This is a genomic window from Streptomyces sp. NBC_01390, from assembly GCF_045040105.1.
Classification (GTDB): Bacteria; Actinomycetota; Actinomycetes; order Streptomycetales; family Streptomycetaceae; genus Streptomyces.
This window is the reverse complement of the sequence record NZ_CP109551.1, coordinates 8,273,574-8,298,116: the sequence shown is the minus strand read 5'-3', so window position 1 is coordinate 8,298,116 and position 24,543 is coordinate 8,273,574. Positions and strand designations below refer to the sequence as shown.

At 70.8% G+C, this 24,543-nt stretch carries 25 protein-coding genes; 11 read left to right on the top strand and 14 right to left on the bottom strand.

Annotated features, from left to right (window positions below; all coding sequences use genetic code 11):
- Window positions 1-206 precede the first annotated feature (206 nt).
- Window positions 207-848 carry a DUF6758 family protein gene (locus OG241_RS37470; RefSeq protein WP_405821871.1) on the bottom strand — a complete coding sequence of 214 codons (642 nt, stop codon included), beginning with the start codon at window positions 846-848 and terminating at the stop codon, window positions 207-209.
- A gap of 210 nt (window positions 849-1,058) precedes the next feature.
- Here OG241_RS37470 and OG241_RS37465 point away from each other — a divergent pair, with 210 nt between their 5' ends.
- Window positions 1,059-2,336, top strand: a complete 1,278-nt coding sequence (locus OG241_RS37465; RefSeq protein WP_405821869.1) for an MFS transporter — start codon at window positions 1,059-1,061, stop codon at window positions 2,334-2,336.
- A gap of 149 nt (window positions 2,337-2,485) precedes the next feature.
- Here OG241_RS37465 and OG241_RS37460 read toward each other — a convergent pair whose 3' ends face one another.
- Window positions 2,486-3,091: a suppressor of fused domain protein gene (locus OG241_RS37460; protein WP_405821867.1), complete on the bottom strand. Its 606-nt coding sequence runs from the start codon at window positions 3,089-3,091 to the stop codon at window positions 2,486-2,488.
- 504 nt (window positions 3,092-3,595) lie between these two features.
- Between OG241_RS37460 and OG241_RS37455 the strand changes: the two genes are divergently transcribed.
- Both OG241_RS37455 and OG241_RS37450 read left to right on the top strand, forming a co-directional pair.
- Entirely contained in the window at window positions 3,596-4,720 is a 1,125-nt protein-coding gene (locus OG241_RS37455; protein WP_405821865.1) for a magnesium and cobalt transport protein CorA, read from the top strand.
- A 57-nt stretch (window positions 4,721-4,777) separates the two neighbouring features.
- Complete coding sequence (locus tag OG241_RS37450) at window positions 4,778-5,329, top strand: hypothetical protein (RefSeq protein WP_405826659.1); 552 nt, start codon at window positions 4,778-4,780, stop codon at window positions 5,327-5,329.
- Between the two features lie 73 nt (window positions 5,330-5,402).
- Here the strand turns inward: OG241_RS37450 and OG241_RS37445 are convergent, their stop codons facing one another.
- Window positions 5,403-6,113 carry a hypothetical protein gene (locus tag OG241_RS37445; RefSeq protein ID WP_405826657.1) on the bottom strand — a complete coding sequence of 237 codons (711 nt, stop codon included), beginning with the start codon at window positions 6,111-6,113 and terminating at the stop codon, window positions 5,403-5,405.
- A gap of 265 nt (window positions 6,114-6,378) precedes the next feature.
- On the opposite strand from OG241_RS37445, the gene OG241_RS37440 reads away from it, so the two are divergent.
- Genes OG241_RS37440 through OG241_RS37430 form a run of 3 tightly spaced genes read left to right on the top strand, consistent with a single transcriptional unit; the run spans window position 6,379 to window position 9,533 of the window.
- Window positions 6,379-7,749, top strand: a complete 1,371-nt coding sequence (locus OG241_RS37440; RefSeq protein ID WP_405821863.1) for a magnesium transporter MgtE N-terminal domain-containing protein — start codon at window positions 6,379-6,381, stop codon at window positions 7,747-7,749.
- Window positions 7,739-8,356 (top strand): DUF1003 domain-containing protein, encoded by a 618-nt coding sequence (locus OG241_RS37435; RefSeq protein ID WP_405821861.1) that lies wholly within the window; start codon window positions 7,739-7,741, stop codon window positions 8,354-8,356. Before OG241_RS37440 ends, OG241_RS37435 begins: the two co-directional genes overlap by 11 nt.
- 43 nt (window positions 8,357-8,399) lie before the next feature.
- Window positions 8,400-9,533, top strand: coding sequence for an Mrp/NBP35 family ATP-binding protein (locus OG241_RS37430; protein ID WP_405821859.1), 1,134 nt, complete (start codon window positions 8,400-8,402; stop codon window positions 9,531-9,533).
- A 149-nt stretch (window positions 9,534-9,682) separates the two neighbouring features.
- On the opposite strand, the gene OG241_RS37425 is transcribed toward OG241_RS37430, so the two are convergent.
- From OG241_RS37425 to sigE, 5 genes are all read right to left on the bottom strand, one after another.
- On the bottom strand, window positions 9,683-10,342 hold the full coding sequence (locus OG241_RS37425) for a hypothetical protein (RefSeq protein ID WP_405821857.1): 660 nt from the start codon (window positions 10,340-10,342) through the stop codon (window positions 9,683-9,685).
- Window positions 10,343-10,564: 222 nt separating this feature from the next.
- On the bottom strand, window positions 10,565-11,011 hold the full coding sequence (locus OG241_RS37420) for a sec-independent translocase (protein ID WP_405821855.1): 447 nt from the start codon (window positions 11,009-11,011) through the stop codon (window positions 10,565-10,567).
- Window positions 11,012-11,220: 209 nt separating this feature from the next.
- Complete coding sequence (locus OG241_RS37415; protein ID WP_405821853.1) at window positions 11,221-12,834, bottom strand: trypsin-like peptidase domain-containing protein; 1,614 nt, start codon at window positions 12,832-12,834, stop codon at window positions 11,221-11,223.
- A 143-nt stretch (window positions 12,835-12,977) separates the two neighbouring features.
- Entirely contained in the window at window positions 12,978-13,973 is a 996-nt protein-coding gene (locus OG241_RS37410) for an anti-sigma factor family protein (protein ID WP_405821851.1), read from the bottom strand.
- Window positions 13,970-14,743 carry an RNA polymerase sigma factor SigE gene (sigE, locus tag OG241_RS37405; RefSeq protein ID WP_327697519.1) on the bottom strand — a complete coding sequence of 258 codons (774 nt, stop codon included), beginning with the start codon at window positions 14,741-14,743 and terminating at the stop codon, window positions 13,970-13,972. Before sigE ends, OG241_RS37410 begins: the two co-directional genes overlap by 4 nt.
- A 200-nt stretch (window positions 14,744-14,943) precedes the next feature.
- Here sigE and OG241_RS37400 point away from each other — a divergent pair, with 200 nt between their 5' ends.
- The gene (locus OG241_RS37400) at window positions 14,944-15,642 is read left to right on the top strand and encodes an O-methyltransferase (protein WP_405826655.1); all 699 of its coding nucleotides are present in this window, start codon (window positions 14,944-14,946) and stop codon (window positions 15,640-15,642) included.
- A 153-nt stretch (window positions 15,643-15,795) separates the two neighbouring features.
- On the opposite strand, the gene OG241_RS37395 is transcribed toward OG241_RS37400, so the two are convergent.
- Window positions 15,796-15,963: a DUF3117 domain-containing protein gene (locus OG241_RS37395; protein WP_003966491.1), complete on the bottom strand. Its 168-nt coding sequence runs from the start codon at window positions 15,961-15,963 to the stop codon at window positions 15,796-15,798.
- A gap of 381 nt (window positions 15,964-16,344) precedes the next feature.
- Here OG241_RS37395 and OG241_RS37390 point away from each other — a divergent pair, with 381 nt between their 5' ends.
- The gene (locus OG241_RS37390; RefSeq protein WP_405826653.1) at window positions 16,345-17,148 is read left to right on the top strand and encodes an enoyl-CoA hydratase/isomerase family protein; all 804 of its coding nucleotides are present in this window, start codon (window positions 16,345-16,347) and stop codon (window positions 17,146-17,148) included.
- A 29-nt stretch (window positions 17,149-17,177) separates the two neighbouring features.
- Here the strand turns inward: OG241_RS37390 and OG241_RS37385 are convergent, their stop codons facing one another.
- Both OG241_RS37385 and OG241_RS37380 read right to left on the bottom strand, forming a co-directional pair.
- Complete coding sequence (locus OG241_RS37385; RefSeq protein WP_405821849.1) at window positions 17,178-17,768, bottom strand: DNA-3-methyladenine glycosylase I; 591 nt, start codon at window positions 17,766-17,768, stop codon at window positions 17,178-17,180.
- On the bottom strand, window positions 17,765-18,115 hold the full coding sequence (locus tag OG241_RS37380) for a DivIVA domain-containing protein (protein WP_405821847.1): 351 nt from the start codon (window positions 18,113-18,115) through the stop codon (window positions 17,765-17,767). The genes OG241_RS37385 and OG241_RS37380 overlap by 4 nt, the downstream gene beginning before the upstream one ends.
- 232 nt (window positions 18,116-18,347) lie before the next feature.
- Here OG241_RS37380 and folP point away from each other — a divergent pair, with 232 nt between their 5' ends.
- Window positions 18,348-19,208, top strand: a complete 861-nt coding sequence (gene folP, locus OG241_RS37375; RefSeq protein ID WP_405821845.1) for a dihydropteroate synthase — start codon at window positions 18,348-18,350, stop codon at window positions 19,206-19,208.
- A 211-nt stretch (window positions 19,209-19,419) separates the two neighbouring features.
- Here folP and OG241_RS37370 read toward each other — a convergent pair whose 3' ends face one another.
- Window positions 19,420-20,178 (bottom strand): TIGR00730 family Rossman fold protein, encoded by a 759-nt coding sequence (locus OG241_RS37370; RefSeq protein WP_405821844.1) that lies wholly within the window; start codon window positions 20,176-20,178, stop codon window positions 19,420-19,422.
- A 126-nt stretch (window positions 20,179-20,304) separates the two neighbouring features.
- Window positions 20,305-21,384, bottom strand: a complete 1,080-nt coding sequence (gene dapE, locus OG241_RS37365) for a succinyl-diaminopimelate desuccinylase (RefSeq protein WP_405821842.1) — start codon at window positions 21,382-21,384, stop codon at window positions 20,305-20,307.
- A gap of 151 nt (window positions 21,385-21,535) precedes the next feature.
- Here dapE and OG241_RS37360 point away from each other — a divergent pair, with 151 nt between their 5' ends.
- Both OG241_RS37360 and OG241_RS37355 read left to right on the top strand, forming a co-directional pair.
- Complete coding sequence (locus OG241_RS37360) at window positions 21,536-22,537, top strand: heavy metal transporter (protein WP_405821840.1); 1,002 nt, start codon at window positions 21,536-21,538, stop codon at window positions 22,535-22,537.
- A 319-nt stretch (window positions 22,538-22,856) separates the two neighbouring features.
- Complete coding sequence (locus OG241_RS37355) at window positions 22,857-23,309, top strand: ATP-binding protein (RefSeq protein ID WP_405821838.1); 453 nt, start codon at window positions 22,857-22,859, stop codon at window positions 23,307-23,309.
- A gap of 92 nt (window positions 23,310-23,401) precedes the next feature.
- Here the strand turns inward: OG241_RS37355 and OG241_RS37350 are convergent, their stop codons facing one another.
- Window positions 23,402-24,493, bottom strand: coding sequence for a bifunctional succinyldiaminopimelate transaminase/glutamate-prephenate aminotransferase (locus tag OG241_RS37350; RefSeq protein ID WP_405821836.1), 1,092 nt, complete (start codon window positions 24,491-24,493; stop codon window positions 23,402-23,404).
- Window positions 24,494-24,543: the final 50 nt, after the last annotated feature.

Here is a 24,543-nt window from a genome sequence, read left to right as displayed (position 1 = left end):
TCCAGGCGACGACGGGACGGACAGGAACGCGTCAAGCATAACGGCCCCGGAGACCCGCCCGTCACACCCGAACCTCGCAAGCGCCCCTTACGGAAGCGGACCCCGCCCGCCAGGGGCGCGAGGAACTGCGCGACAAGCCCGCACAGACCGACACCCGGCCACGCACCTCAGACACCCGCCACCCAACCGGCAGGACCACGGGAGGGCTAAGGCTGAAGCAACCGGGGCGACAGCGCCCCGCAAGGCACCAACTCCACCTCGGCCCCCGCATCCCGCAGATCCGTGAGCACCAGCTCGTCGTACATCAGCAGTCCGGACTGCTCGGGCCACACCACCGCCCACAGCCACAGCCCGAGCGCCTCGCCGGCGAACACCGCACGGTCGTCGGGCCCGCCCGCGACATGCCACAGCGGAGTGGGCCGCCCCGCCGCCAGCACCTTCGCCTCGGCGGGCTTCTCCACGTTCATGTACGGCCCCGGGTCGGGCCCGTCGATCCCCGCGTACCGCGCACCGAGTCCGACGCCGAGTTCCTCGGCGACCAGGATCAGCTCGCCCATGCCCCCGAGCGGGCCGGGACCCGTGCAGGCCACCGCCGTCGCACGGCCGCCGCTGCGGTCGTCACCCGCACAGCCCACGCCCGTGAAGAGCCAGCCGACCGGCAGCGGCCACGGCATCCACACGGGCACCTGCGTGCGATGCACCACGACACTGAGGGCCTCGACGCTGGGCGGGATCACGGGCTGCAGCGGATGCACCGTCCCGTGCGCATCGCACTGCCAGGAGTCGGCAAAGAGTCCGGGAGCCCTGACCCGGCCACCACACTTCGGGCAACTGGGTTCGCCCCTCATAAAGCCCCACGGTCCTCCCCGTCCCAGCTCCCGTCAAGGACGATCACCCGTCCGGAGTGCACGATTTTCCACCCCTTCCACCAGTCGTCCATCAGCCTTCCAACACGTGAAATTAGATGTAGCTTGCATTAATTAGCAACTCTAACTTACTATGTGCATACACCAACGACCCATCCGCGGGTTGGGCCCGCGAGTCGTGAAGGAGCAGGCATGTACAGCAGCGAAACGAACACCGGAGCGGGAAGCACGGGAGGCCCCGCCGAAGCGGATCCCTTCGACGCGGGAGCCGGTGGGCTCCTCCGGCAGCCGAAGGCCGTATGGGCGACCGCCGGCGCGTCCGTCGTCGCCTTCATGGGCATCGGCCTCGTCGACCCGATCCTGCCGTCCATCGCCAAGGGCCTGGACGCCACGGCGGGTCAGGTCTCCCTGCTCTTCACGTCGTACTTCCTGATCACCGCCGTGGCGATGCTGGTCACCGGCTTCGTGTCCAGCCGGATCGGCGGCAAGAAGACCCTGCTGGCCGGCCTCGCGCTGGTCGTGGTCTTCGCGGGTCTGGCCGGCACCTCCGGCTCGGTCTCCGAACTGGTCGGCTTCCGGGCCGGCTGGGGCCTCGGCAACGCGCTCTTCGTCTCGACGGCCCTCGCGGTCATCGTCGGGGCGGCGGCCGGCGGCAGCGCGGCGGCGATCCTGCTGTACGAATCCGCCCTGGGCCTCGGCATGGCGTGCGGCCCCCTGCTGGGCGCGCTGCTGGGCAACGCCAGCTGGCGCTATCCCTTCTTCGGCACCGCGTTCCTGATGGCCGTCGGCTTCCTGTGCATCACCGTGTTCCTCAAGGAACAGCCGAAGCCGGCCCAGAAGACCTCACTGCTCGACCCGATCAAGGCGCTCGGCCACGGCGGTCTGGCCTCGGCCGCGATCTCGTCCTTCTTCTACAACTACACGTTCTTCACCGTGCTGGCCTTCACCCCGTTCGTGCTCGACATGACGCCCTACCGGTCCGGGGCCGTGTTCTTCGCGTGGGGTCTGCTGCTGGCCGTGTCGTCGGTGCTCGTCGCTCCGCGTCTCCAGCGGCGGTTCGGCTCGCTGACGGTGCTCGGCGGCTCGCTCGTCCTGCTCGCCGTCGACGTACTGGTCCTCGGCTACGGCAGCCACACCGTCGCCGTCGTCTGCACGATCCTGTCCGGCGCCTTCATCGGCGTGAACAACACCGTCTACACGGAGCTGGCCCTGGGCGTCTCGGACGCGCCGCGCCCGGTGGCGAGCGCCGGCTACAACTTCGTGCGCTGGTTCGCGGCCGCTGCGGCTCCGTACTTCGCGCCGAAGATCGAGGAGTGGAGCGACATCCACATGCCGTTCGTGGTCGCGGCGGTCACCGCCGTGCTCGGCGCGGTGGTCGTGGTCGTACGGCGGAAGTCGCTCACGCACGAGGTGGAGGAGCTGGAGGTTCGGCACGCTTCCGAGGACAGCGTCAGCGTCTTCGCAAGCTGAGCGTTCCGCATGGGGGGCGTGGTGATCTGCCTGCGGGCCCGGTGGGGGCTTGTCGCGCAGTTCCCCGCGCCCCTATCGGGGCGCTGCCCAACTGGCTTCTTTCCAGCGCTGGTTGGTGACATCTGTCACTCCGGAGTCAGAGGTGCGGGTCAGTCCAGTGGGACGGATCTGCGGGACGGGTCCCGTAGGTCCGTCCCGTTCGTTAGCCAGCGTTCCTGGAGGGCCTGGGCGCCGTGGACGCGCTTCCAGGCGGCCTCGTTCGCGGTCATCGGGAGCAGCGGCAGGAAGCGCACCGGGTCCAGGGGCGCGTCGAGGTCCAGGTCCTCGACCAGGCCGCCCGGCTCCGCGACCAGGACCGAGGTGAAGGGCGCCCCCGGCCACAGCGGCTCCCCGACGTCGAGCGAGGCACCGGGGGCCACGATCACACCCTCGACCTGCGGGGACGCGGCGAGAACCGCGAGCGGGCGCAGCAGCTTGTCGGTGTCGGCGAGACCGGCCCGGACGGAGATGACCAGTTCGGCGCGCGGGCCCTTCACCGGGTCGGCGAGCAGCACGGCGGGGTCGGCCATCGGCTGCGCGGACATGCCGAGGGTGGCGTAGCGGACGATCTCCCCGGCCTCCCCGTCCCGGTCCTGGCCGGGGAAACGCAGCACCTCGACGCGGTCCGTACCGAGGAAGGTGACCGCGGCGCGCGCGTCCGGTTCGCCCAGCGTCGTACACAGCCGGGCCTCGACCAGAGGAAGAACATCAGACATGCCGCGAGCATAGAACTCGTCAGTTACGGGCAAACGCGCACCTTGACAGTTCAGTCGACTGTTACCCTAGGCCGGGTTCGGGGCAGCACGCAGAAGCGTAGCGATCGAGTCCCGACACCGCTGAAGTTCCCCCTAGGGGGCTCCCCTTGAAGGGGAATGGATCGTCCCTCACGAGGGACCGGCCGGAGGAGGTGGGGCTGCAATGGATCGAAGTCATCCGTGCAGTAGCACCCGCTCTTCCGCCCGCTGATGTAGTTGCTCCGGCTTGTCCGGCTGGCTGTCACCTCTCGCATTCGCGTCATCGCGGAAGAGCACTTGGTTTCGTTTTGCCTGATCCATGTGATCTGAGTCAGTTCTGAATCAGTAGCGAAGCTCACCACCGCGACGGTGCGGTGCTCCCCGCTTTGTGGACGTGCCAAACATCCTCAGTCAGGACGTCCCCATTCCGGGCAGTTCCAGCCGTTTCGGCGGTCTTTCGTTGCCTGTAGCGAAGGAACCTGCCACATGTCGATGATCCACAACCTGCGTGCCGCCGTCCGCCCGTCCCGTCCCTCCCTGCGCAAGGACGGCAGCAGCTACGACACCACCCGCGACCCCTCGACCCCCTCCGCCGTCGTCGACTGCGCCGTCTACCGCGACGGCGCCCGGGTCGACAACCCGAACCCCTCGAAGGCGCTCACCCCGCACGAGGCGATGCGCAAGGTGCGCCGCGACGGCGGCTTCGTGTGGATCGGTCTGCACGAGCCGACGGAGGCCGAGTTCTCCGGTATCGCCAGCGAGTTCGGGCTCCACCCGCTCGCCGTCGAGGACGCGATCCAGGCCCACCAGCGGCCCAAGCTGGAGCGGTACGACGACACGCTCTTCACCGTCTTCAAGACCATCCACTACATCGACCACACCGAACTCACCGCGAGCAGCGAGGTCGTGGAGACCGGTGAGGTGATGTGCTTCACCGGACGGGACTTCTTCATCACCGTCCGGCACGGCGGCCAGGGTTCCCTGCGCGCGCTGCGCCACCGTCTCCAGGACGACCCCGAGCTGCTCGCCAAGGGCCCCTCGGCCGTGCTGCACTCCATCGCCGACCATGTCGTCGACGGCTATGTCGCGGTCGCGGACGCCATGCAGGACGACATCGACGAGGTCGAGACGGAGGTGTTCTCGCCGGGCCGCAAGGGCACCCCGCGCGGTACGGACGCCGGCCGGATCTACCAGCTCAAGCGGGAGGTCCTGGAGTTCAAGCGGGCCGTCTCGCCGCTTCTGCGGCCCATGCAGCTGCTGAGCGAGCGCCCGATGCGGCTGATCGACCCCGACATCCAGAAGTACTTCCGCGATGTCGCCGACCACCTCGCCCGCGTCCAGGAGCAGGTGATCGGCTTCGACGAGCTGCTCAACTCGATCCTCCAGGCCAACCTCGCCCAGGCGTCCGTCGCGCAGAACGAGGACATGCGGAAGATCACGTCCTGGGCGGCGATCATCGCCGTACCGACGATGGTGTGCGGTGTGTACGGCATGAACTTCGACTACATGCCGGAGCTGCACTGGAAGTTCGGCTACCCCGTGGTCATGACGGCCATGATCGGCATGTGTGTGGGCATCCACCGCACGCTGAAGCGCAACGGCTGGCTCTGACGGCGAGCCGCACCGCCGAAGGGCATCGCTACCCTTCTGCCCATGACTGATCTGCCCCTGGCTGACACGCTGCTCGACCGGGCCCTCGTCGAGGAGGCCACCAAGAAGTCCGGGCTCATCTGGGTCAAGGGCAACGGTGTGCCCGCGCTGCACGTCGCGGGCCACGGCATCCCGGCCCGTGCGATGTGGCACGTCTGGCACGAGGGCGCGGCCGTCCTGGTCGGCGACGGGCCCGGCGAGCAACCACTGCCCGGCCTGGTCGAGGGGGCCGACGCGGAGGTCACCGTCCGCAGCAAGGACAAGGGCGGGCGGCTCGTCACCTGGCCGGCGACGGTCGAGGAGCTGGCCCCGCACTCCCCGGAGTGGGAGACCGCGGTCGCCGAGCTGAAGGGGAAGCGGCTGAACGCGCCGGACGGGGAGGCCGTGCCCGACCGGTGGGCGCGTGAATGCCGGGTGGTGCGGTTGGTTCCGCGCGCCGGGGAAACGCGCCCTCTGCCGGACGGCTCGCTGTCGGCGCCGCCGCTGCCAACGTCGGCGACCACGCGGGAGCCGATCCCTCCGGGGGTGCCGCGGCTGCTGTTCAAGAGGCGTAGGCGGTCTGCAGGGTAGGTTTTTCGCCGCGGGCCCGTGGGGGCTGGTCGCGCAGTTCCCCGCGCCCCTGAGGGGGGCTCCGCCCCCCCTCTCAGGAGGTCGGGAGTTGTTGGCCGTAGTCGACCGTCTCGTCCTTCGCGGGTTCCTTCAGGGGGAAGTCCTTGCCCCAGTCGCTCAGCAGCAGGGTGCCCGCGCCGCCCGCGCGGACGAGGCGCAGGGGGTAGGGGGAACCCTCAAGGGAGACGTCCAGGGTGCCGCCGGAGCCGTCGTCACCGGTGATGCGGATCGTGCGGACGCCCGACTGCGTGTGGTGGCCGTCCGTGGCGAGGCTGCCGTGCAGGGTGAGCAGGCCGTCCAGGAGCACCTCCTTGTCGGTGAACCCGCTGAACTTCTTGTACGACGGGTCGCCCGTCGGCACCTTCACGAAGAGGCCCCCGAGCTTCGCCGCGGCTGCCGTGCTCGAGTGGCCGGCGTCGCCCTTGCCGCCGTCCTCCTCGTGGCTCCAGAAGGCGGCGTCGGCCTTCAGGAACAGGTGCTCCCCGACCCGCAGCAGCCGGAACGTCGCCCCCTTCGCGGTGACCGAGCCGGTGCCGCCGTCGCCCTTGAGGCGCATGTCGAGGGTGTAGGTGGTCCCGCTGGTCACCACGGTCCCGGAGAGCCGTACGGCGTCGGCGGAGGCCGCCGCAGTACGCGTCTTGGTCTGGATGGTGCCGGCCGGGAGCTTGCCGACCCCGTTGGTGCCCTCGTCCGGGTCGGCGCCGCATCCCGTCAGCCCTGTCCCCGTCACGAGCAGGGCGCACATCGCGCTCACCAGTCCGGCGCTGCGGGTACGGCCACGGGGAATCGCAGACACAGGTGGGGCTGCCTCTCGTACGGGTGTCCTGAGGGGTGTGGACGGCAGCGTACCGGTGCCGTCGGCCCCCGGCGGAGCCAGTCCGTCCGGACCCCCCACCAGGGCGCGGCGGAACGGGACGGGCTAGCCTGAAGCGCACCCGAGCAGGCAATTCGGAACCCCTGGACGCAATCGACGCGCTCCCCGCAGCGCATCCCGAGGCAGGAGGCGTGGCATGGCGGCAGGCTCCCGTGTCTTCGTCTCGCACCTCGCCGGCATCCCCGTCTTCGACCCGAACGGCGACCAGGTGGGCCGGGTACGCGACCTCATCGCGATGCTGCGCGTCGGCAACCGTCCGCCCCGGCTGCTCGGCCTCGTCGTCGAACTCACCACCCGGCGCCGCGTCTTCATGCCCATGACCCGCGTCACCGGCATCGAGTCCGGCCAGGTCATCACGACGGGCGTGCTGAACGTCCGGCGCTTCGAGCAGCGCCCCACCGAACGGCTCGTCCTCGGCGAACTCCTCGACCGGCGCGTCATCCTCGGCGAGACCGGCGAGGAGGTGACAGTCCTCGATGTGGCGGTACGACAGCTGCCGGCCCGGCGCGACTGGGAGATCGAGCGGGTGTTCGTACGGAAGAAGGGCCGCGGCGGTGCCTTCCGGCGCAGCAACGGCGAGACCCTGACCGTCGACTGGTCCGCCGTCACCGGCTTCTCCCTGGAGGAGGACGGACAGGGCGCCGAGAGCCTCCTCGCCACCTTCGAGCAGCTGCGCCCCGCCGACCTCGCGAACGTCCTGCACCACCTCTCCCCCAAGCGGCGGGCGGAGGTGGCCGCCGCCCTCGACGACGACCGGCTGGCCGACGTACTCGAAGAGCTGCCCGAGGACGACCAGATCGAGATCCTCGGCAAGCTCAAGGAGGAGCGCGCCGCCGACGTCCTGGAGGCGATGGACCCGGACGACGCCGCCGACCTGCTCGGCGAGCTCCCCGAGGAGGACAAGGAGCGGCTGCTGAGCCTGATGCAGCCCTCCGACGCGGCCGACATGCGCCGGCTGATGGCCTACCGGGAGGACACGGCGGGCGGTCTGATGACGACCGAGCCGATCGTGCTGCGCCCGGACGCGACCGTCGCCGACGCGCTGGCCCGGATCCGCGAGCCCGACCTCTCCCCCGCGCTCGCCGCCCAGGTGTACGTGTGCCGTCCGCCGGACGAGACGCCGACGGGCAAGTACCTGGGCGCCGTCCACTTCCAGCGGCTGCTGCGCGACCCGCCGTACACCCTGGTCGGTTCACTCGTCGACGACGACCTCCAGCCGCTCCGCCCGGACGCCGAACTGCCGGTCGTCGCCGGTTTCTTCGCGACGTACGACATGGTGGCGGCGCCGGTGGTCGACGAGAGCGGGTCTCTGCTGGGCGCGGTGACCGTGGACGACGTCCTCGACCACATGCTGCCCGAGGACTGGCGGGAGACGGAGTTCCACCTCGACGAGACCGGGAACGAGATCGGGAACGGCAGCGAGCGTGACGGCGAGGGTGAGGGCGACCTCGACTCCGACAGGGAGAGCGACGCCGAGGCCTTGGAAGCGGGTGGCCATGACTCCTGAGCGCGAGACCGGCACCCGCGAGCGCGCCGCCACCGGTGCCACGGCGGCCTCCCGTCCCCGGGTGCGCCTCGACCAGCCGCGTGCGCCCCGGCGTCGGCTGCTGCCCGAGTACGACCCGGAGGCCTTCGGACGGCTGTCCGAACGCATCGCGCGTTTCCTCGGCACCGGACGGTTCATCGTCTGGATGACCGTCGTCATCATTCTGTGGGTGGTGTGGAACGTGAGCGCACCGGCCGACCTGCGCTTCGACCACTACCCGTTCATCTTCCTGACGCTGATGCTGTCGCTCCAGGCGTCCTACGCGGCCCCGCTGATCCTGCTCGCGCAGAACCGCCAGGACGACCGCGACAAGGTCAACCTCGAACAGGACCGCAAGCAGAACGAGCGGTCGATCGCCGACACGGAGTACCTGACCCGCGAGATCGCCTCGCTGCGCGCCGGTCTCGGCGAGGTCGCGACGCGGGACTGGATCCGTTCCGAGCTCCAGGACCTCGTCAAGGAGCTGGAGGAGCGCTACGCGGAACGGCACGAAGACGGGCACCACTCCGACAAACCCGGCCCATTCCCGGCAGAACGGCCTCGGGGGCGTGACGCAGAAGACCGGTGACGGGCTTTCCGGGGGCGGTGCGCGGCCCCGTACCATCGGGGGCATGGCTACGGAAGACGCGGTGCGTGAAGCACTGGCGACGGTGAACGACCCCGAGATCCAGCGACCCATCACCGAACTGGGGATGGTGAAGTCGGTGGAGATCGGCGCGGACGGAGCGGTCGCGGTCGCCGTGTACCTGACGGTCTCCGGCTGCCCGATGCGCGACACGATCACGAAGAACGTGACGGAGGCGGTCTCGCGGGTCGAGGGTGTCACGCGCGTCGACGTCGAGCTCGACGTCATGAGCGACAACCAGCGCAAGGAACTGGCGTCCGCCCTGCGCGGCGGTCAGGCCGAGCGCGAGGTCCCCTTCGCGAAACCGGGCTCCCTCACGCGCGTGTACGCGGTCGCGTCCGGCAAGGGCGGCGTCGGCAAGTCGTCGGTCACCGTCAACCTGGCGGCGGCGATGGCGGCCGACGGCCTCAAGGTGGGCGTGGTCGACGCCGACATCTACGGCCACAGCGTGCCGCGCATGCTCGGCGTCGAGGGCCTTCCGACCCAGGTCGAGAACATGATCATGCCGCCGTCCTCGCACGGCGTGAAGGTCATCTCCATCGGTATGTTCACCCCGGGCAACACCCCGGTCGTCTGGCGCGGCCCGATGCTCCACAGGGCCCTCCAGCAGTTCCTCTCGGACGTGTTCTGGGGCGACCTGGACGTGCTCCTCCTGGACCTCCCGCCGGGCACGGGCGACATCGCGATCTCGGTGGCCCAGCTGGTCCCGAACGCCGAGATCCTGGTCGTGACGACACCTCAGCAGGCGGCGGCCGAGGTGGCCGAGCGCGCGGGCGCCATCGCCGTGCAGACCCACCAGAAGATCGTCGGCGTGGTCGAGAACATGGCAGGCCTGCCCTGCCCGCACTGCGGCGAGATGGTCGACGTCTTCGGCACGGGAGGCGGCCAGAGCGTCGCGGACGGCCTCACCAGGACGACGGGAGCGACGGTGCCGGTCCTCGGCTCCATCCCGATCGACGTCCGCCTGCGCGAGGGCGGCGACGACGGCAGGCCGGTCGTCCTGACAGACCCCGACTCCCCGGCAGGCGCCGCCCTACGCTCCATCGCCGGCAAGCTGGGCGGCAGGGCACGGGGTCTTTCGGGCATGTCCCTGGGAATCACCCCGAGGAACAAGTTCTGACGGAGGCCAGCAGGGGCCTTTAGGGGCGCGGGGCTGTATCTGATTGCGGCTCCGCCGCGGGGCGCGACAAGCCACAACGGCGCAGCACCCGCCCCACAACCCATGCCCCCACCACGAAGGGGCGCCGCAAACAAACGGCGCCCCCACTCTCACGCGTACACGCCAATATCCTTGATCACGGCGAAGCCGAGCCCGTACGCACTCATCCCCCGCCCGTACGCCCCCACGTGCACACCCGCCTGGGTCGACCCGGCAAGAACCCAGCCGAACTCGGACTCCCGGTAGTGGAAGGGCGTCGGCACCCCGTCGACCGGCAGGGAAAGCGTGGACCAGTCGTCGCCGACGAGATCGTCCGCGAGGACCCACGCCGTCTCGGTCTGCTGGTCCAGCCAGTCGTCGCGGAGGGTGTGGTCCATCTGACCGGGCCAGGTGAAGGACAGCAGCCCCACCCCCGCCAGCCAGGCCGCCGACGAGACCGAGGTGGCCTCCAGCAGTCCCGTCCCGTCCGCACTGCGCCGTACGGGGTTGGCGGCCACGGTGACCACCACCGCGAACCGCTCCTTGTCCTCCCCCATCGCCTCGTGCCGCACGGAGGGTTCGTCGCCGTGCCCGATCGAACCGTGCTCGACGGCGCCGTCGGCCGCCGTACCCACCTGCATCAGCCAGCGCGGTCCCGTGAAGGCCTCGTCGAGGCCGTACCAAGGGAAGGGCGCCAGCAGATAGCCGTCGACCGTGCGCCGGGCGGAGGGGACCTGTTGTCCGCCCTCCGCGGCCGGCGCCTGCGCGCCCACCCGACTTGTCGTCTCCATGTACCCGGACGCCTCCTCGTTCTCGTCGGACCGGAGCGGCCCGCCCCCCTTCGGGCGGCGTTGTTCGCCCATGTACGGCCCCACAACAACTCGGCAGCATATCCACACCGGTCCGAGCAGCAGGGAAAGCGCCCGGCGCGTGGGCCGCGCAGACGTCCGTATCGGGCCGTCCGGGGCCCGGTCGGAGTATGAATCACGTCACGCGCGGGCCTGCTACGACGGTCAGGTGGCGTCCGCGTCGAAGGGCGGGCGCTCGTCCGGCTCGGGCTTCTTCGTCATGTCGACGGTGCCACCGGAGGAACCGGAGGAAGCAGAAGAACCGGCCGACGAGGTGGACGAGTCCGACTCGCGGCCGTGAACCGCGTCCGTGACCTCGGCCATCTCCTTCTTCAGGTCGAAGCCGTTGCGGATCTCCTTGAGCCCCAGCTCGTCGTTGTCCAGCTGCTTGCGGATGAACGTCTTGGGGTTCAGGTCCTCGAACTCGAAGTCCTTGAACTCGGGGCCCAGCTCCGAGCGGATGTCCTGCTTCGCACTGTCCGAGAACTCCCGGATCTTGCGGATGGTGCGCGTGACGTCCTGGATCATCTTCGGAAGCTTCTCCGGACCGAAGACGAGCACAGCGAGGAGCACGAGCGTCACCAGCTCGAGCGGTCCTATGTCATTGAACACCTGAAGCTCCTTGCGATGTCCTCGGTCCTCGGCCCTCGGTGGTCCGTGCGGTCTTCGCGGTCTTCCGTGGTCCGGGCCGGTTCCACGGTACCCGGCCATCCTGTCCCACCGGTACCGTCCGGGGGGCCAAGAGTGGGTGTACGCCACCGGTTTTCCGGGATGTTTGCCTAACGGGAGCCGGTACGGGCCCGCCACCTGTGAGGTTTCTGTCAGTTACCGCCGGAGGAGCCCAGAACGAGGGAGATCGTCCGCTCGCTGCCACCGCGCACCAGGGACAGTGTCAGCCGGTCGCCGGGGCGGTGGGCGCGGATCCTGACGATCAGTTCCTCACCGGAGTGCACACGCCGTCCGTCGACGCCGGTGATGACATCGCCGGCCGCCAGGCCCGCCCGGTCGCCGGGACCGCCGATGATGACCGCCGGCCCGTCGTCGTTGCCCTTGGTGCCCACGCGCGCACCGTCGCCGCCGTAGTCCATGTCGAGGCTGACGCCGATGACGGGGTGGGTCGCCCTGCCGGTGTTGATCAGCTCCTCGGCGACGCGCCTGCCCTGGTTGATGGGGATGGCGAACCCGAGCCCGATCGACCCGGACTGGGTTCCCTCCAGGCCCGAGGCGCCGTCGGCGGAGCGGATCGCGGAGTTGATGCCGACGACCCGGGCCCGGGCGTCCAGCAGTGGCCCGCCGGAGTTGCCCGGGTTGATGGACGCGTCGGTCTGGAGCGCGTCGACGTACGACACGTCGCTCCCGTCCCGGCCCCCGGCGGTGATGGGCCGTTCCTTGGCGCTGACGATGCCGGACGTGACGGTGTTGGCGAGGTCGAAGGGCGCCCCGATGGCGACGACGGGATCACCGACCGCCACGTTGTCGGAGTTCCCGAGGACCACGGGCCGGAGTCCGTCGACTCCGCTCACACTGACGACGGCGAGGTCGTATCCGCTGTCCCGTCCGACGATCTCGGCCTCGGCGGTCTCGCCGCCGCTGAACGTCACCGTCACCTTGCCGTTCGCGCCGGCGGCCTCGACGACGTGGTTGTTGGTGAGGATGTGTCCCCGGCCGTCGAGCACGAACCCGGTTCCGGTGCCCTCCGCTCCGGCGCCGCGCACATGGAGTGTCACCACGCTGGGCAGCGCACGCGCGGCGATCCCGGCCACGCTGTCCGGCGCCCGCCCGAGGGTTTCGTCGTTCGCGGCCTGTGACAGGTGGACCTGGTCGCCGTCCTCGCGATGGCGCTCCAGATACGACCCGACGATCCCACCGACGCCCCCGGAGAGCAGCGCGAGCACCAGGGCCCCGGTGACGAGCCCCCGCTTCCGCGCCCCCGGCCGGCCACCGGCGGGGACGGCGCCGGTCTGCTGGAGAGGGGAGTCCGCACGAGCCGCCCAGGGGTCGTAGCGCCGCCAGGGGTCCTCGGCGGGCGTCAGCGGCTCCGCTACGGCCGTACCGTGCGCCGGGGTCACCTGGGTCGCCGCCGGGTGCTGGACGGGCGGAGCGGGCGCCCAGGGGCCGGGATGGCCGTACGGAGGCGTGCTGTAGGGATCGGAGGGATCGGCGTCGTGGACGGACGGGGCGTCAGCCTCGACGGCAGGCCGGGGTTCGGGCACGCCGACGGGCAGCGGAAGCTCGAAGTCCCCGTTGCCGCCGGCGTCTCCCTCGGCCGGGCCGGGCGTCACCAGGGGCCGCTCCAACTCGAAGTCGCCCCCGGTATCAGCACCGGTGTCGGTCCCGGCGTCGGCTCCGGCCGAGTCCGACGCCTCCCGACCGGGCGCCGACTCCCCGCTGGACCGGCTCCACCAGTTGGCCTTCGCGGGCTTCCCCTCGTTCATGCTCTCCCCACACCTGGCCCGCCCGACAGCTCGTCGGCGATGTCCGCGGGGTCACTGACGCGGTGAACCACCGCTCCACCGACCGCTGTTGTGCGGACCGCCGATACGCGGCCCGCACCTCGGATTCAACCAGGTTCGTGGGGTCAGCGGACCGTGTCCGGCGTGGACGGGGACGGAGGGTAGGACGAGTCGGTCGTGGGCGCCATGAGCAGGCCCTGGAGAGCCGCCTCGGGCGCCGACGACCAGGAGGTCAGGGCGACCTGCGGGGTCTCCAGCGGGCGTATGAGCGGGGACAGCACCGCGGCGGCGGCCACCACCGGCGCGGTCACCGGATGCATGGCCACACGCTCCCGGCCCCCGGAAGGCGGTGCCGGGATGCCGGGCAGCAGCGGCGCGGACGCTTCCGTCGACGCCACCGGCGTCTGTCCGAACGTCCCCTGGCCCACTCCCTGCGAGAACAGCGGAGCGACGGAGCGGCGCCGCTGGCTGTCGGGCGCCGTCGAGGTCCCACCGCCCTGCGGTCGCATCGGCGTCACGTTGCTGCCGCCGGAGGTGCCCCGGGCGTCCGTGGTGTCGCCGGGAACGCCCGTCGACACCCCGCCCAGCGCGATCGCCGCCAGCGACACGGCACCGGCGGCGGCGAAGGCGAACCGCAGTCCGCGCGAGGACGACCGGTCGGCGTCATGGCGGCCGACGTCATGGATCCGGAAACCCCGGCCCGGGGCGGGCGGGAGCACGGAGGTGTGCGGGCGGGCCGGAACGTACCCGAAGCCCTCCCCCCTCACCCCGAAGACTCCTGAGCCGGCTCCCGGTCCCCCGGGGAACCCGGAGAGTCCGTCGGTGAATCCTCCCCCGCCCAGCGGTGAGCCGCCGGAGTCGGAATCACCTCCTCCGGGGAGGCCCTGCAGACGGGCCAGGAAGCTCTCGGAGGGCGGTGGCGGGGCCATCTCCGCGAAGACGTTCTTCAGCCGACGCTGTGCGTCGGCCTCCGACTTGCACTTCGGGCAGGTGGCCAGGTGCGCCAGGACGCGCTCACGCGTCTCATGACCGAGTTCTCCGTCCACAAGGGCGGAGAGCCGGTCTCCCAGATGCTGCTCGGCGAGACGACGCTCGGCCGAGTACGGCCGTGATCCACTCACGCGGTCGCGCCCCCTCCTCCCAGCGCGGCCACCCGTGGCACCGCGAAACGGCGCTCGGCACGGGCCTCCGGAGAGCGGTGCGCGAGGGCCTTGCGGAGCTGGGAGCGGCCTCGGTGGATACGGGAGCGGACGGTGCCGAGCTTCACGCCGAGAGTCGCGGCGATCTCCTCGTAGGACAGTCCCTCGATGTCACAGAGGACGACGGCGGCGCGGAACTCGGGCGCGAGGGTGTCCAGCGCCTGCTGGACGTCCGCGTCGAAGTGCGCGTCGTTGAAGACCTGCTGCGGGGACGGCTCGCGGCTGGGCAGTCGCTCGGCCGCGTCGTCGCCGAGGGCGTCGAAGCGGATGCGCTGCTTGCGGCGGACCATGTCCAGGAAGAGGTTGGTGGTGATGCGGTGCAGCCAGCCCTCGAAGGTGCCGGGCGTGTACGTCGACAGCGAGCGGAAGACGCGGACGAAGACTTCCTGTGTGAGGTCCTCGGCGTCGTGCTGATTGCCGGTCAGGCGGTATGCCAGGCGGTAGACGCGGCCGCTGTGCGTGCTGACGATCTCCTCCCACGAGGGCGGAGTCCACGCCTGCCCGTCCGCGTCGGTGGAGAAGGTCGCGGTCTGGGCTCGGTCAGCGGCGTGGCTGGGGTCAGCAGCAGTGTTGTTCACGGATTTCGGCCTACCCGCTGATCCGAGAAGGCGCCTCAGCGCTCCTCCCCGATCCACAGGCGCAGCCGCACCTCCCCTGTCGGCTCTGGTGGTGTCCAGTGGAGCCCCTACCATAGCCACCTCGCCCGTTAGCTCCGGATAAGCGGTTTTCCGCGGAATTGATGTGCGCCGATCCGGGTCCCACGGCCGCGTCATCACCTGCACGGCGCTGCCGCTGTTCTCGGTGTTTCCGGTGTTCTGGTCCATCCGCCGGTCCCCCATGTCTCACGCTGTCTGGCCCACCTCGTCCCGCACCCCTCTGAACGACTGGTCCCATCTGCGGGTTCCCGAGCTCAACGGATACAGTCACGCCCAGGCAACTGCGGGGACAGGAGAGGGTCATTACCGGCAACCGGCAGACGAGCTGGGCGTTCGCCGACGCCTTTGTCGCCGAGGACGAGGCACTGCGTTGGGCCCGTGACCGGGCCCGCGAGGCAGGGCTGCGCTCGGTGGCGCCCAGCACGGGCGCCGCGCTACGGCTGCTGGCCGCCTCCGTGGACGCGAAGGCGGTGGCGGAGATCGGGACCGGGACGGGCGTCTCGGGCATGTATCTCCTGCACGGCATGCGCCCGGACGGAGTCCTCACGACGGTCGACCCCGAGCCGGACCACCAGCAGTTCGCCCGCCAGGCCTTCCGCGCGTGCGGCTTCGCCAGCAACCGCGCCCGCTTCATCCCGGGCCGCGCCCTGGACGTGCTGCCCCGGCTCGCGGACGCCGGCTACGACCTCGTCTTCTGCGACGGCGACCGGCTGGAGAGCCTGGACTACCTAGCTGAATCGTTGCGTCTGCTCCGTACGGGTGGTCTGGTGGTCTTCGAGGGCGTCTTCGCCAACGGCAGGACGGTCGATTCGGGGCCGCAGCCCACCGAGGTCATACGGCTGCGGGAGCTGCTGCGGGCGGTGCGCGAGAGCCAGGAACTGGTGTCGTCCCTGCTGCCGGTGGGCGACGGTCTGCTCTGCGCGGTCAAGCGCTGAGCCCTGCCGACTTCGGCGCAGTCGGAACAGCGAAACAGCGGCACGACGGAACAGCAGCACGGTGGCATGGCGGAGACAGCGGGCAAAACAGTGCCCCGGCACCGTACGTTCACGGTGCCGGGGCAGCTGAAAGGGTTTGGACGCGTCCGCGCGTCAGCCGACGACCTTCTTGAGGGCATCGCCCAGAGCGTCGGCCTCGTCAGGGGTCAGCTCGACGACGAGTCGACCGCCGCCTTCGAGCGGAACGCGCATGACGATGCCCCGCCCCTCCTTTGTCACCTCGAGCGGGCCATCGCCCGTCCGCGGCTTCATGGCCGCCATGCTCGTTCCCCTTCCTGAAACCAGCTCATCGTCGCCGACGGCCCCTTAGGAGGGCACGCGCATCCCCTCATGGGACGAACGTCACCGGCATCGAACACATTGCTTCCCAGCCATTATCCCGCATCTCAGGACCCTATGACCAACATCAGTCGGCATCGCTTGGGCAACGCGCGCGATCAAAACCACTCAATTCGGCGATGTGGCTGCGATACTTCGCCGCCGCGCGCACTCTCGGCCGACCGTTGCCGAGCCGGAATTCTTTGACGCAGGTCACATGACCCGCCCTCTCCTCGGCGCATGATCTCCGCCATGCTGTCATGGGACGAGTGCGTACTGATCAGTACGCAGGACGACGCAGCCGCTACACCGGAGGGGACCCCCATGGCCGACACCGTGCTCTACGAGGTGCACGACGGGCTGGCGACGATCACGCTGAACCGCCCCGAGGCGATGAACGCGTTGAGCATCGCGACCAAGGTCGCCCTCCGGGAGGCGGTCCAGGCGGCGGCCACGGACGACGCCGTACGGGCGGTACTGCTGACCGCCGCCGGCGACCGGGCGTTCTGCGTGGGCCAGGACCTGAAGGAGCACATCGGGCTCCTGGCCGCCGACCAGGAGGCCGGCACGGGAGAGACCATGACGACGGTCCGCGAGCACTACAACCCCATCGTGCGGGCGCTGACGGGCATGCCCAAGCCGGTGGTGGCGGGCGTGAACGGCGTCGCGGCCGGGGCCGGTTTCGGCTTCGCGCTCGCCGCCGACTACCGGGTCGTCGCGGACACGGCGGCCTTCAACACGTCGTTCGCGGGCGTGGCGCTGACCGCCGACTCGGGCGTCTCCTGGACGCTCCCGCGCGTGGTCGGCCCCGGCCGGGCCGCCGACCTGCTGCTGTTCCCGCGCAGCATCAAGGCGCAGGAGGCGTACGAACTGGGCATCGCCAACCGGGTCGTCCCGGCGGCCGAGCTGCGGGCCGAGGCCGAGAAGACGGCACGGGCGCTGGCAGCCGGCCCGACGGTGGCGTACGCGGCCCTCAAGGAGGCCATGGCGTACGGCTTCACGCACTCCCTCACCGAGACCCTGGAGAAGGAGGACGAACTGCAGGCCCGCGCGGGCGCGTCGGAGGACCACGCGATCGCGGTGCAGGCGTTCGTCAACAAGGAGAAGCCGAAGTTCCTGGGGCGTTAGCCCGACCGGAACACGGCCTGGAGCGTCCCCTATGGGGCGCTCCTCGCCACGCACGTCTCCAAATGGTCGTCCACCAGGCCGCACGCCTGCATCAGCGCGTACGCGGTCGTGGGGCCCACGAAGCGCAGGCCGCGCTTCTTCAGCGTCTTGGACAGCGCGGTCGACTCGTCGGTGACCGCTGGTACGTCGGCAAGGGTCCGGGGAGCGGGCCGGGAGGCCGCGTCCGGGGCGTGGGACCAGATCAGCTCGTCCAGCTCCCCCGGGGCCCAATCGGCCAGCACGCGCGCGTTGGCGATCGTCGCGTCGATCTTCGCGCGGTTGCGGATGATGCCGGCGTCGGCGAGGAGCCGTTCGCGGTCGGTGTCCGTGAAGACCGCGACGGACGAGATCTTGAAGTCGGCGAAGGCGGTACGGAAGCCCGCCCGGCGGCGCAGGATCGTGATCCAGGAGAGGCCGGACTGGAAGGCCTCCAGGGAGAGCCTCTCGAAGAGGGCGTCGTCGCCGTGGACCGGGCGGCCCCACTCCTCGTCGTGGTACGCCACGTAGTCCTCCGTGGACAGCGCCCAGGGGCAGCGCAGTGCCCCGTCGGGGCCGGCCAGGGCCGCGCCTGCCTCGCTCACTGCCCGTTCCCCTCGACCGGCTTGTCCATGGTGATGCGCGGCGCGGCCTGGGCACCGGCCAGTGCGGACTCCAGGTGGGTGATACGGGCGTCCCGTTCGGCGAGTTCGGCACCCAGGCGGGCGAGGGCGTCGTCGACGTCCGACATGCGGTAGCCGCGGGCCGCGACCGGGAACCGGAGGGACTCGACGTCGTCGCGGCCGACCGGGCGGTCGAGCGGCAGGAGGTCCTGGAGCTGCTCGGGCGCGGCCTCCGGCAGGACGGCGCTTTCACCGCCGCCCACCACGGCCAGCGTCACCGCGGTCACCACGACGGCGAGCGCGACGACCAGGAACAAGAACATCAACATCGCTGGGTCCCCACGGGATTCGGACGGATCGGGTCGGTCATGTCGATCGGATGGAGCGGTTGATCGGATGGAGCGGGTCGATCTGAAGTGCGGTGCCTGATGCGGCAGGGTCCGATCGTGCCATGCGAGTCTGGCAGTTAGGGTCGCAGGCGGCCGAATACAGGGCGGATTGCCTGGCCGGGCACAGGGACGCACGGGAAACGCAGGAACGCACGAGGAGAGGTCACAGGCGATGCTCAGACTGGGAGGGCGTGAGTTCGGCGCGCACGAGCCGGTGATCATGGCGATCGTGAACCGGACCCCGGACTCCTTCTACGACCAGGGAGCCACCTTCCACGACGAGCCGGCTCTCGCGCGCGTGGAGCAGGCGGTGGCGGAGGGCGCCGCCATCATCGACATCGGCGGCGTGAAGGCGGGGCCCGGCGAAGAGGTGACGGCGGCGGAGGAGGCGCGGCGGACGGTCGGCTTCGTGGCGGAGGTACGGCGCCGCTTCCCCGAGGTGATCATCAGCGTGGACACCTGGCGGGCCGAGGTGGGCGAGGCCGTGTGCGAGGCCGGCGCGGATCTGCTGAACGACGCGTGGGGCGGCGTGGACCCGCGTCTCGCGGAGGTCGCGGGACGGTACGGGGTGGGGCTGGTGTGCACGCACGCGGGCGGTGCGGAGCCTCGGACGCGTCCGCATCGGGTGGCGTACGAGGACGTCATGGCCGACATCCTGCGGGTGACCGTCGGGCTGGCCGAGCGGGCGGTGTCGCTGGGGGTGCCGCGGGAGTCGGTGATGATCGATCCGGGGCACGACTTCGGGAAGAACACGCGGCACAGTCTGGAGGCGACGCGGCGTCTTGGGGAGATGGTGGAGACGGGGTGGCCGGTGCTGGTGTCCCTGTCCAACAAGGACTTCGTGGGCGAGACGCTGGACCGGCCGCTGAAGGAGCGGCTGGTGGGGACGCTGGCGACGACGGCGGTGTCGATGTGGCTCGGCGCGCGTGTGTACCGCGTCCACGAGGTCGCGGAGACGCGGCAGGTCCTGGACATGGTGACGTCCATCGCGGGCCACCGGCCTCCGGCGGTGGCCCGACGGGGGCTGGCGTAGGGGTTCCTCGCCCCCGCCGCCCCTACCCGTCCCATCCCTGGGGGCTGCGCCCCCAGACCCCCTTCGCGCTGAACGCGCTCGTCCTCAAACGCCGGACGGGCTGGGATGTCAGCCCCTCCGGCGATTGAGGAGCGGGGTCTGGGGCGGAGCCCCAGAAGGATGGGACGGGTAGGGGCGGCGGGGGCGAAACAACCCCCGTCCAAGCCCAGCGCTAGCGCCCCGCCTCCTTGGAGACCAGTGCCACCGCCTCGTCCACGTCGTCCGTGACGTGGAACAGCATCAGGTCCTTCTCCGACGCCTTGCCCTGGGCGATCAGCGTGTTGGTCAGCCAGTCGACCAGACCGCCCCAGTACGCGCTGCCGAACAGGACGATCGGGAAGCGCGTGACCTTCTGCGTCTGGACGAGGGTGAGCGCCTCGAAGAGTTCGTCCAGGGTGCCCAGGCCCCCGGGCAGGACCACGAAGCCCTGCGCGTACTTCACGAACATCATCTTGCGGACGAAGAAGTAGCGGAAGTTCAGGCCGATGTCGACGTAGGGGTTGAGCCCCTGTTCGAAGGGCAGCTCGATGCCCAGCCCCACCGAGATGCCCTTCGCCTCGCACGCGCCCTTGTTGGCCGCTTCCATCGCCCCCGGGCCACCGCCCGTGATCACCGCGAACCCGGCCTCCACCAGGCCCCGTCCGAGCCGCACGCCCGCCTCGTACTCCGGGGAGTCCACCTTCGTCCGTGCCGAGCCGAACACGCTGATCGCGGCCGGGAGTTCGGCCAGGGTGCCGAAGCCCTCGATGAACTCCGACTGGATGCGCAGCACCCGCCAGGGGTCCGTGTGGACCCAGTCGGAGGGGCCGCCCGCGTCGAGGAGACGCTGGTCGGTCGTGCTCGCCTGGACCTGCTCGCGCCTGCGGAGCACCGGTCCGAGCCGCTGCTCCTCCGGGGGTCGCTTCTTGCCCTCGGGGTTGCCGGTAGCCATGGCCGCTCCCTTCCTCCACCTACTGTCGTTCCACCTCAGCGTAGATCTCCGCCGGTTACGGGCGGGGGACGTGAGGATGTCCGCCGTGAAGCGCCGCTTCCCGACGGCAACGGAACCCTTGCCGGGTCATGACGTCAGCCAGGCCCGCAGCCGTTCCTCACCGGCCAGGATCTTTCCGGTTTCCACCCGTTCGTCACGCTTGTGCGCCAAGTGCGGGTTTCCCGGGCCGTAGTTGACCGCGGGGATGCCGAGCGCGCTGAAGCGCGAGACGTCCGTCCAGCCGTACTTGGGCTGCGGGGTGCCGCCCACCGCCTCGATGAAGGCCGCCGCCGCGGGGTGGGAGAGACCCGGGAGGGCCGCGCCGCTGTGGTCGTCGACGACGAACTCCGTGACCCCGCAGTCCGCGAACACCTCCCGTACGTGCGCGAGTGCCTCGGCCTCCGAACGGTCGGGCGCGTAGCGGAAGTTGACCGTCACGACGCACTCGTCGGGAATGACGTTGCCCGCCACCCCGCCCCCGATCCGGACGGCGTTCAGCCCCTCCCGGTACTCCAGGCCGTCGATCACCGGGTAACGCGGCTGGTACGAGGCCAGCTTGGCCAGGATCGGCGCCGCCGCGTGGATCGCGTTGGAGCCCATCCAGCTGCGCGCGGAGTGGGCCCGCTCCCCCGACGTCTTCAGCAGCACCCGCAGCGTGCCCTGGCAGCCGCCCTCCACCTGGCCGTCGGACGGCTCCAGCAGTACCGCGAAGTCGCCCTCCAGCCAGTCCGGGTGGGCCTCGGCCACGTGCTTGAGGCCGTTCAGCTCGGCCGCGACCTCTTCCTGGTCGTAGAAGACGAAGGTGAGGTCCCTGTTCGGTTCCGGCACCGTGGCCGCGATCCGCAGCTGCACCGCGACCCCGGACTTCATGTCGCAGGTGCCGCAGCCCCACAGCACCCCGTCGCCGTCCAGCCGCGACGGCACGTTGCCGGCGATCGGGACCGTGTCGATGTGGCCGGCCAGGATCACCCGCTGCGCGCGGCCCAGGTTCGTCCGGGCGACGACGTTGTTGCCGTACCGCTCGACCGTGAGGTGCGGGAGGGCGCGCAGGACGCTCTCGATCGCGTCCGCGAGCGGCTTCTCACTGCCGCTCTCCGACGGGAAGTCGACGAGCCACGCGGTCAGGAGAGCGGCGTCCAAGGTGAGGTCAAGCGGTGTATCGGCCATGCCGACGACCCTAACTCGCCGTCCCGACGCGCCGCCGCGCACCGCCCCAACACCGCACGGTGCCGTCCCACACCGTCTCTTCACCCTCTTCCGAACCCCACCCTCACCCGACACGCCAACTGCACTCCCTACTCTCCAGTACCTTGTACGGATGCCGGAGCCGTCCCCCACTCGCACTCGTCGTGGCCGCCTTCTCCGCCGTGGGGCGTCCTTCGTGGTCCTGCTCGCCGTCGCGGGCTATCTCGCGGTGCAGTACGTCACCGGCGGCACCGGGGATCCGGCCTGCGAGGTCGTCTCGGCGGACGGCCACGGAGCCGCGTACGAGTTCACGCCGGAGCAGGCGGTCAACGCGGCGACGATCACCGCGGTCGGCACCGCGCGCGGGCTGCCCGAACGGGCCGTCGCCATCGCGCTGGCGACCTCCCTGCAGGAGTCGGGGCTGCGCAACATCACCCATGGCGACCGGGACTCGCTCGGCCTGTTCCAGCAACGGCCCTCGCAGGGCTGGGGCACGGCGAAGGAGATCATGGACCCGACCTACGCGGCGGGCGAGTTCTACGACCATCTCGTCAAGGTCTCCGGCTATCAGCACCTCGCCCTCACCGAGGCCGCGCAGCGCGTGCAGCGCAGCGGCTATCCGGAGGCGTACGCGAAGCACGAGCAGGACGCCGTACTGCTGGCGGCGGCCCTGACCGGCCGTGCGGCGGCCACCCTGACCTGCGAGGGCCGCCCGGAGACCGCCCCGGCCGGCGGCACGGACGCCGTACGGGCGGCACTCGTACGGGACTTCGGCCGCAATGCGCTCGCGGTGGCCGTGGCCGAGGTGGGCCGCAAGACCGCCGCCACTCCCACGCCCGTTCCCTCTCCCGCCGCCTCGCCCGCCCACACCGGGACGACGGCCATCGACCAACGGACCGTGACGCTTCCGGTGCGCCCGGACACCGACCGGGCCGCCGGGACGACGGTCCGCGAGCGCGGCTGGCAGCTGGCGCACTGGGCGGTGGCCAACGCCTCCGCGCTGCACATCCAGAACGTCTCGTACGCGGGCCGCCGGTGGACGGCCGGCAACACCGACAGCGAGTGGCGGCCGGTCGGGACGGCGAAGGGCTCGGGCGGGGCCACGGACGCGGTCCGTATCGTCACCACCCAGTAGCACGCACAGGGGTACGGGGTGTCACCCGTGCGGGTTACTCCTGTCGGATCCCGGCGAGAGTCTGCGCGGGTTTGCGCCGGGTCGCTCCACCATCCGCGCACTGTGCGTCAGAACCCTTGCGAACAAAGGGCTGCAACGCGTCACAAGGATTCACCCGACTTTCGGACCGGGTGGCTTTTGCCCGTTTTTATCCGCAGCCGATAATGCGACGCATTGCCAACTCTTTACGTTGGGGCGCCGCAACCTTCAGGGGCCTTCGAGCGGTAGTCACTGCGTCCGAGTCCGGACGATCAACAGTCAACCGAAACTCAGGAGCAACATGTCCCTCCCCCTGACCCGCCGGATCGCCCGTGCAGCGCTGCTCGTCGCGGCGGGAGCGGCAGCCGGGGTCGGTGCGGCCGGCGCCGCCAGCGCGGCGCCCGCCGGGCTGCCCGCCACCCCCAACCTGGGCGGCCTGACCGCCCTGGACGGGGCGAACGTCGGCAACACCGTCGACGGCGCGGCTCAGAACGTCTCCGGGCTCGCGGGCCAAGCCGGTGGCGACGCCGTCAAGAAGTCCGTGCCGGCGGCGGGCGCGACCGGCGGCCAGGTGGCCAAGAAGGCCACGCCCGCCGCGCAGAAGGCGGCCGGAGGAGCGGCGGGCGACGCCGGTGGCCTCCTCGGCGACACCGCGGAGACGGCCACGAAGGGCGGCCTGCCCACGGACGCGCTCCCCACGAAGGGCCTGCCCGGCGCCGGCCAGCTGCCCCTGCAGGGCCTGCCGCTGGGCTGACCCGAGCAGCGGTGACCAGGTGATGGCGGAGGGGCCCGGGGATCTTCCCCGGGCCCCTCCGTCGTACCGCGCGAGAACGCGAGAAGGACGTACTACAGGCGGGCGACCGCCGCCGCCACCCGCTCGTCCGTCGCCGTCAGGGCCACGCGGACGAACGTCTCGCCCGCCGTGCCGTAGAAGTCGCCCGGTGCCACCAGGATGCCCAGGTCGGCGAGGTGGGCGACGGTGTCCCAGCAGGACTCGCCCCGGGTCGCCCACAGGTAGAGGCTGGCCTCGCTGTGCTCGATCCGGAAGCCGTGCCGCTCCAGGGCCTCGCGCAGGGCCTTACGACGGGCCACGTACCGTTCGCGCTGCTCGCGCACGTGTGTGTCGTCGCCGAGCGCGGCCACGACCGCCGCCTGGGTGGGCGCCGAGGTCATCATGCCGCCGTGCTTGCGGATCTGCAGCAGCGGGCCGAGGACCTCCGGGTCACCGGCGAGGAAGGCGGCGCGGTAGCCGGCGAGGTTGGAGCGCTTGGAGAGGGAGTGGACGGACACGATCCCCTCGTAGGAACCGCCGCACACGTCCGGGTGCAGTACGGAGACCGGGTCGGCCTCCCAGCCCAGCTCGATGTAGCACTCGTCGGAGAAGATCAGCACGCCGTGCTCGCGGGCCCAGGCGACCGTCCTGGCCAGCTCCTCCTTGCTCAGTACCCGGCCCGTGGGGTTCGAGGGCGAGTTCAGCCAGAGCAGCTTCAGGTTCGTCGGGTCCAGCTCGGTCGGGTCGTCGTAGACCTCGTACTCGGCGCGGGCCAGCCGGGCACCCACCTCGTACGTCGGGTAGGCGAGGCGCGGGTAGGCGACCTTGTCGCCGGGGCCCAGGCCCAGCTGGGTCGGGAGCCAGGCGACGAGTTCCTTGGAGCCGACGATCGGCAGGACGTGGCGGTGGGTGATGTCCCGGGCGCCGAGACGTCGCTCGACCCAGCCGGTGAGCGCGTCGCGCAGTTCGGGTGTGCCCCAGACGGTCGGGTAGCCCGGCGAGTCGGCGGCCGCGACCAGCGCCTTCTGGATCAGCTCGGGGACCGGGTCCACCGGCGTGCCGACCGACAGGTCGACGATGCCGTCCGGGTGCGCGGCGGCCGTCTTCTTGTACGGCTCCAGCTTGTCCCAGGGGAAGGTGGGGAGGCGGTCGGAGACTGCGGACACGGGATCTCGCTCACTTTCGGGTACGTAGCTGCGTACGGCAAACGCCTCGG

Excerpts from the sequence above, each read along its gene's own strand:
- OG241_RS37470 (WP_405821871.1), bottom strand. The coding sequence starts at position 848 with ATGAGGGGCGAACCCAGTTGCCCGAAGTGTGGTGGCCGGGTCAGGGCT.
- OG241_RS37465 (WP_405821869.1), top strand. The coding sequence starts at position 1,059 with ATGTACAGCAGCGAAACGAACACCGGAGCGGGAAGCACGGGAGGCCCC.
- OG241_RS37460 (WP_405821867.1), bottom strand. The coding sequence starts at position 3,091 with ATGTCTGATGTTCTTCCTCTGGTCGAGGCCCGGCTGTGTACGACGCTG.
- OG241_RS37455 (WP_405821865.1), top strand. The coding sequence starts at position 3,596 with ATGTCGATGATCCACAACCTGCGTGCCGCCGTCCGCCCGTCCCGTCCC.
- OG241_RS37445 (WP_405826657.1), bottom strand. The coding sequence starts at position 6,113 with ATGTGCGCCCTGCTCGTGACGGGGACAGGGCTGACGGGATGCGGCGCC.
- OG241_RS37440 (WP_405821863.1), top strand. The coding sequence starts at position 6,379 with ATGGCGGCAGGCTCCCGTGTCTTCGTCTCGCACCTCGCCGGCATCCCC.
- OG241_RS37435 (WP_405821861.1), top strand. The coding sequence starts at position 7,739 with ATGACTCCTGAGCGCGAGACCGGCACCCGCGAGCGCGCCGCCACCGGT.
- OG241_RS37430 (WP_405821859.1), top strand. The coding sequence starts at position 8,400 with ATGGCTACGGAAGACGCGGTGCGTGAAGCACTGGCGACGGTGAACGAC.
- OG241_RS37425 (WP_405821857.1), bottom strand. The coding sequence starts at position 10,342 with ATGGAGACGACAAGTCGGGTGGGCGCGCAGGCGCCGGCCGCGGAGGGC.
- OG241_RS37415 (WP_405821853.1), bottom strand. The coding sequence starts at position 12,834 with ATGAACGAGGGGAAGCCCGCGAAGGCCAACTGGTGGAGCCGGTCCAGC.
- sigE (WP_327697519.1), bottom strand. The coding sequence starts at position 14,743 with ATGGTAGGGGCTCCACTGGACACCACCAGAGCCGACAGGGGAGGTGCG.
- OG241_RS37395 (WP_003966491.1), bottom strand. The coding sequence starts at position 15,963 with ATGGCGGCCATGAAGCCGCGGACGGGCGATGGCCCGCTCGAGGTGACA.
- OG241_RS37390 (WP_405826653.1), top strand. The coding sequence starts at position 16,345 with ATGGCCGACACCGTGCTCTACGAGGTGCACGACGGGCTGGCGACGATC.
- OG241_RS37380 (WP_405821847.1), bottom strand. The coding sequence starts at position 18,115 with ATGTTGATGTTCTTGTTCCTGGTCGTCGCGCTCGCCGTCGTGGTGACC.
- folP (WP_405821845.1), top strand. The coding sequence starts at position 18,348 with ATGCTCAGACTGGGAGGGCGTGAGTTCGGCGCGCACGAGCCGGTGATC.
- OG241_RS37370 (WP_405821844.1), bottom strand. The coding sequence starts at position 20,178 with ATGGCTACCGGCAACCCCGAGGGCAAGAAGCGACCCCCGGAGGAGCAG.
- dapE (WP_405821842.1), bottom strand. The coding sequence starts at position 21,384 with ATGGCCGATACACCGCTTGACCTCACCTTGGACGCCGCTCTCCTGACC.
- OG241_RS37360 (WP_405821840.1), top strand. The coding sequence starts at position 21,536 with ATGCCGGAGCCGTCCCCCACTCGCACTCGTCGTGGCCGCCTTCTCCGC.
- OG241_RS37355 (WP_405821838.1), top strand. The coding sequence starts at position 22,857 with ATGTCCCTCCCCCTGACCCGCCGGATCGCCCGTGCAGCGCTGCTCGTC.